This window comes from Devosia sp. (genome assembly GCF_034675085.1).
Taxonomy (GTDB): Bacteria; Pseudomonadota; Alphaproteobacteria; order Rhizobiales; family Devosiaceae; genus Devosia.
Genome location: NZ_JAUCDN010000277.1, coordinates 1 through 4266 on the forward strand (window position 1 = coordinate 1; position 4266 = coordinate 4266).

Consider the following 4266-nt stretch of genomic DNA (forward strand, 5'->3'; position numbering starts at 1 on the left):
GGGCCACTCTCCGCCTGGCACAACCCGCAACAAGCCCGCGGATGGGGTCCGCGGGCAGCATCGGTGTTCGTGGAACGATCGGGGGATAAGCCCCTACTTCGCCTTGAGCGGCAGGCCCAGCGCGATCAGTTCCTCGCGCAGCAGCTTGGGGTCGGTGAAGTGGATGCCATGCATGCCGAAGCGCCGCGCCGCCACGATATTGGCCTCGCTGTCGTCGATGAACACGCAGGAATCCGGGGCGAGGCTGTAGCGCTCGCAAAAGACGCGATAGATACGCGGATCGGGCTTGACCAGCCCTTCCAGGCCCGAGACGATCACCCCGTCGAATTTTTCCAGGAACGGCCATTCGCCCAGCCGCGTCATCCACTTCTCCCAGGAGAAATTGGTGATGGCGAAGGTGGGGATGTCCTGATCGACCAGCTCGTTATGGATGTCGATCGTGCCCTGGATCATGGGGCCGAAGGTTTCCGTCCAGCGCTCGTCGAAGGCCTTGATCTCGCGCCAGTAGCGCGGGAAGCGTGTCACCAGCTTGGCCACGCCCTCCGAATAGATCTCGCCGGCGTCGAATTCCAGGTTCCAGTCGCTGGTGCAGATGGTCTGGTGGAACCACAGCGCATCCTCTTCGGTCTCGAAGAGCTTGCGGAACAGATACATCGGGTTCCAGTCGACAAACACTCCCCCCAGATCGAAGACGGGAACAAGCGTATCGGTCATGGCGGGCACCTCGGGCTGAAAACACAACGCCCGGCTTGTGGCATGGCCTGCCCTGGGGTGCAAGCGGGCGGGAAAGTCCCGCTATTCCACCATCTGCTGCATCAGCTTGGACGAGGCCAGCACGCGGCCCGAATAGTCCATGTCGTCGCCCATCATCAGCATGGATTGGCACACCGGCGCGCAGGCAAGGCTGGTGCGCGCCTGCCCCTGATAGACCGTCACCACCCCGGCCTGCATCTGCACCACCTCGATCATGGTGTCGGCGATGGGGTTGCCGTTGCTGTCCAGCACGATCAGATTGGTCTGCCCGAAGCTCTTGCCGGTCAGCACCAGCGTCTGGGGATCCTGGATGGTCACGTCGGCAATGCCGGGATTGCCGATGATGACGGTGGCCGCCGAGGCGTTGATGCGCAGCACGCGCGCCATGTTCACATTGACATTGATGGCCGCGCCGTCATTGGCCAGGGCCGGCATCGGCGCCAGGCTTGCGGCCAGCGACAGGCTGAAGGCGAGGGCGGCGGCAAGGGAAAGACGCATGGGACCGATCCGGCATACTGATACGCGATAGCCCATTTTCTCCCCGAATGGTTTACAATTGGCAAACGGGGATGCTTAACCAATACTGTATAAAAGGGGTGTGGCTGACCCTGATTGCGGCTTGGGGTGGGGTTTTACAGTTAACGGAGCAACAATGCTGCGCAAATGTGGCAGTTCCCAAGGGGTTTCCCTCATGTCGATAAAATGCAATATGCCCTGTTAACCATCTGATTATCATAAGAAATTTCGTTGAAATACGATCCTGCCCCTTGGCTCGATTAACTGAATTTCAACGGGTGAGGCTTAGTTTTCGCAAGTGTTCGATGTGTAACGTGTCGAACGATGGCGTCATCAAATGGCGTAAAATGGAGTCTGGGAAATGAACATCTTCGCACGTTTTGCGCAGGACGAGTCCGGCGCGACCGCAATTGAATACGGCCTGATCGCCGCTCTGATTTCCGTCGGTATCATTCTGGCCGCCACCGCTCTGGGCGGCAGCCTGGGGAACCTGTTCAACGGCATCTCCAACGAGCTGACCGACGCGACCAAGAGCCTGAATTAAGCCAGGCTTGGATCGTTCTAATTTTCGCAAGGGGAAGGCCGTCGGCCTTCCCCTTCGCTTTTTTTTAACGGCGCAGCCTCAGTTTGGTCCGTGTCTGGCCGCTGCTTTGCGGCTTCGGAGATTGACCATGTCGCTGCTTGCCCTGCTGCCTTTTCCCATCGCCATGGCCTGGGCCGCCACCTCCGACCTGCTCACCATGCGCATTTCCAATGCGCTGGTGCTGGCGCTGGGCCTGTGCTTCGTCCTCGCGGCCCTCGCCGCCAATCTCAGCCTGGCCGATTTCGGGCTGCATCTGCTGGCGGGCCTGCTCGTGCTGTTGGCGGGCTTTGCCTTTTTCGCCCTGCGCTGGATCGGCGGGGGCGATGCCAAGCTGGCGGCGGCCACCGCGCTCTGGCTCGGCCTGTCCGATGGCGTGCTGCTGCGCTACCTCATCTATGCCGGCGTGCTGGGCGGCCTGCTCACCCTGCTGCTGCTCGGCTTCCGCGCCTTTCCGCTCACCCCCTTCATCGCCCGCCACGCCTGGATCGCGCGTCTGCATGACAAAAAGACCGGCGTGCCCTATGGCGTCGCCCTGGCCCTTGCCGGGCTCCTGGCCTTTGCCGGCGCCCCGCTTTTCCTGCGCCTCTACGGGATTGCCTGAGCCTGGATCGAGACGATCATTTTACAGTATTGCGGCCCCTTGAAGTGGCGTCGACTGTTGTTTGCCGCAAAATGCCAAACATTCACAAATTGTTAACCTCGTCTGCAAAGCAGCGATTAACCAAACTTTGACCCTTTGGCGTCACTCTGCACTCGGTCGAATTGGGCGTGTATCCCGCCTGTAACCGGAGTGTGTGATGAAGCCGGCGCGTATCATCCTGTTGCTTGTGGCGCTTGTCGCCGGTGGCCTTGCGGCCTTCCTGGTCACGCGCGGCCGCCCCGCTCCGCAGCCGGTTCAGGCCCAGGTGGTCGAGGAGGCGCTGACCCAGGTGCTGGTGGCCAGCGTACCCATCGGCATGGGCGAGCGGCTGAGCGCGGAAACCCTCTCCTGGCAGGATTGGCCCGAACGGGCGCTGCGCCCCGAATATGTCACCAGCGCCGCCATGCCCGAGGCGCCCGCGCAATTGACCGGCGCCGTGGCGCGGTTCGAGTTTTTCCCCGGCGAGCCCATCCGCGAGGCCAAGCTGGTGCGCGCCGATCAGGGCTATCTGTCGGCCGTTCTGGCCGAGGGCAAGCGCGGCGTCTCGGTCGGCGTCACCGCCGAATCCGGCGCCGGCGGCTTCATCGTTCCCAATGATCGGGTCGATGTGGTGCTGACCACCCAGACCGACAATGGCCAGCATTCCGAGGTGATCCTGTCCAATGTGCGGGTGCTGGCCATTGGCACGCGCCTGGGCGAAATGGGCGCCAGCGGCGGCCAGGAAGACCCGGCCAAGGCCTCGCCCACCCCCGTGGTGTTCGATCGCGCCACCATCGCCACGCTCGAGCTCGATCCGGGCCAGGCCGAAACGCTCATCAATGCCTCCACCGCCGGCCAGCTCAGCCTGACCCTGCGCTCGGTGGCCGATTTCAACAAGGCGACGCCCGCCGAACGGGTCAATGCCAACCAGACCGTGCGGCTCATCCGCTTTGGCCGCGAGCAGTCGGTGATGGCCGGCAGCGCGCCCGCCGTCATGGTCCAGCCCGGCGGGGCGTCCGCCGATATCAGTCAATCGGGGGCCGCGCCCCTGCCGGCGGTGCCCGTCCCGACCCAGGTGGTGCCCCAGTAGGGTGGAGAAGATCATGACCAAGCCGTTCACCACGCTGTGCCGCCGGGCCTTCTGCCTTTCGGTTGCCCCGCTTCTGGCCGTGGGCCTGTTCGGCCTTGCGGCCGTGCCGCCCGTTCTGGCGCAGGAAACCCACATCACCATCGCCTCTTCCGCCTATGGGGTCACGCGCAAGGTCGAGCTTGAGCTCAACAAGACCATGCTGCTCGATCTGCCGGCGGGCGCCGCCGAGGTCATCGTCTCCCAGCCCAATGTGGCCGCCGCCATCATGCGCTCGCGCTCGCGGGCGCTGATCCAGGGCATTACCGGGGGCGATACCAACATCTTCTTCATCGACGATGCCGGCCGCACCATCGCCGTGCTCGACGTCAAGGTCATCGAGCAGCCCTCCCAGGTCGGCAATGCCCTCCAGATCGCGCTCAACCGCATCATTCCCGGCTCCAGCATCCGGGTGGAATCGGTCACTTTGGGCGGCTCGACCAATCGCGTCGTGCTCACCGGCAGCGTGCCCTCCGCCGAAGACCGCGACCGTGCCCTGCTGGTGGCCACCCAGTTTGCCGGCGGCCCCGAAAACGTCGCCAATATCATCGACGTCACCGGCGCCCAGCAGGTCATGCTCCAGGTCACCGTGTCCGAGGTCAAGCGCGACGTCGCCAAGCAGTTCGGCATCAATCTGGGCGCGGCCTTCAATTTCGGCCTGACCAATCT

6 protein-coding genes are annotated in these 4266 nt (G+C 63.4%); 4 read left to right on the forward strand and 2 right to left on the reverse strand.

The window, feature by feature from the left end; translation table 11 throughout:
• Positions 1-93 precede the first annotated feature (93 nt).
• Both VDP82_RS14570 and VDP82_RS14575 read right to left on the reverse strand, forming a co-directional pair.
• Complete coding sequence (locus VDP82_RS14570; protein ID WP_323015562.1) at positions 94-714, reverse strand: HAD family hydrolase; 621 nt, start codon at positions 712-714, stop codon at positions 94-96.
• Positions 715-795: 81 nt separating this feature from the next.
• Positions 796-1251, reverse strand: a complete 456-nt coding sequence (locus VDP82_RS14575) for a pilus assembly protein N-terminal domain-containing protein (protein ID WP_323015563.1) — start codon at positions 1249-1251, stop codon at positions 796-798.
• A gap of 379 nt (positions 1252-1630) precedes the next feature.
• On the opposite strand from VDP82_RS14575, the gene VDP82_RS14580 reads away from it, so the two are divergent.
• The 4 genes from VDP82_RS14580 to VDP82_RS14595 all read left to right on the forward strand — a co-directional run.
• On the forward strand, positions 1631-1813 hold the full coding sequence (locus VDP82_RS14580) for a Flp family type IVb pilin (protein ID WP_323015564.1): 183 nt from the start codon (positions 1631-1633) through the stop codon (positions 1811-1813).
• A 127-nt stretch (positions 1814-1940) separates the two neighbouring features.
• Entirely contained in the window at positions 1941-2453 is a 513-nt protein-coding gene (locus VDP82_RS14585) for an A24 family peptidase (protein WP_323015565.1), read from the forward strand.
• Between the two features lie 196 nt (positions 2454-2649).
• Entirely contained in the window at positions 2650-3561 is a 912-nt protein-coding gene (cpaB, locus tag VDP82_RS14590) for a Flp pilus assembly protein CpaB (RefSeq protein ID WP_323015566.1), read from the forward strand.
• Positions 3562-3574: 13 nt separating this feature from the next.
• A partial coding sequence (locus tag VDP82_RS14595) for a pilus assembly protein N-terminal domain-containing protein (RefSeq protein WP_323015567.1) occupies positions 3575-4266 on the forward strand: 692 nt, incomplete at its 3' end.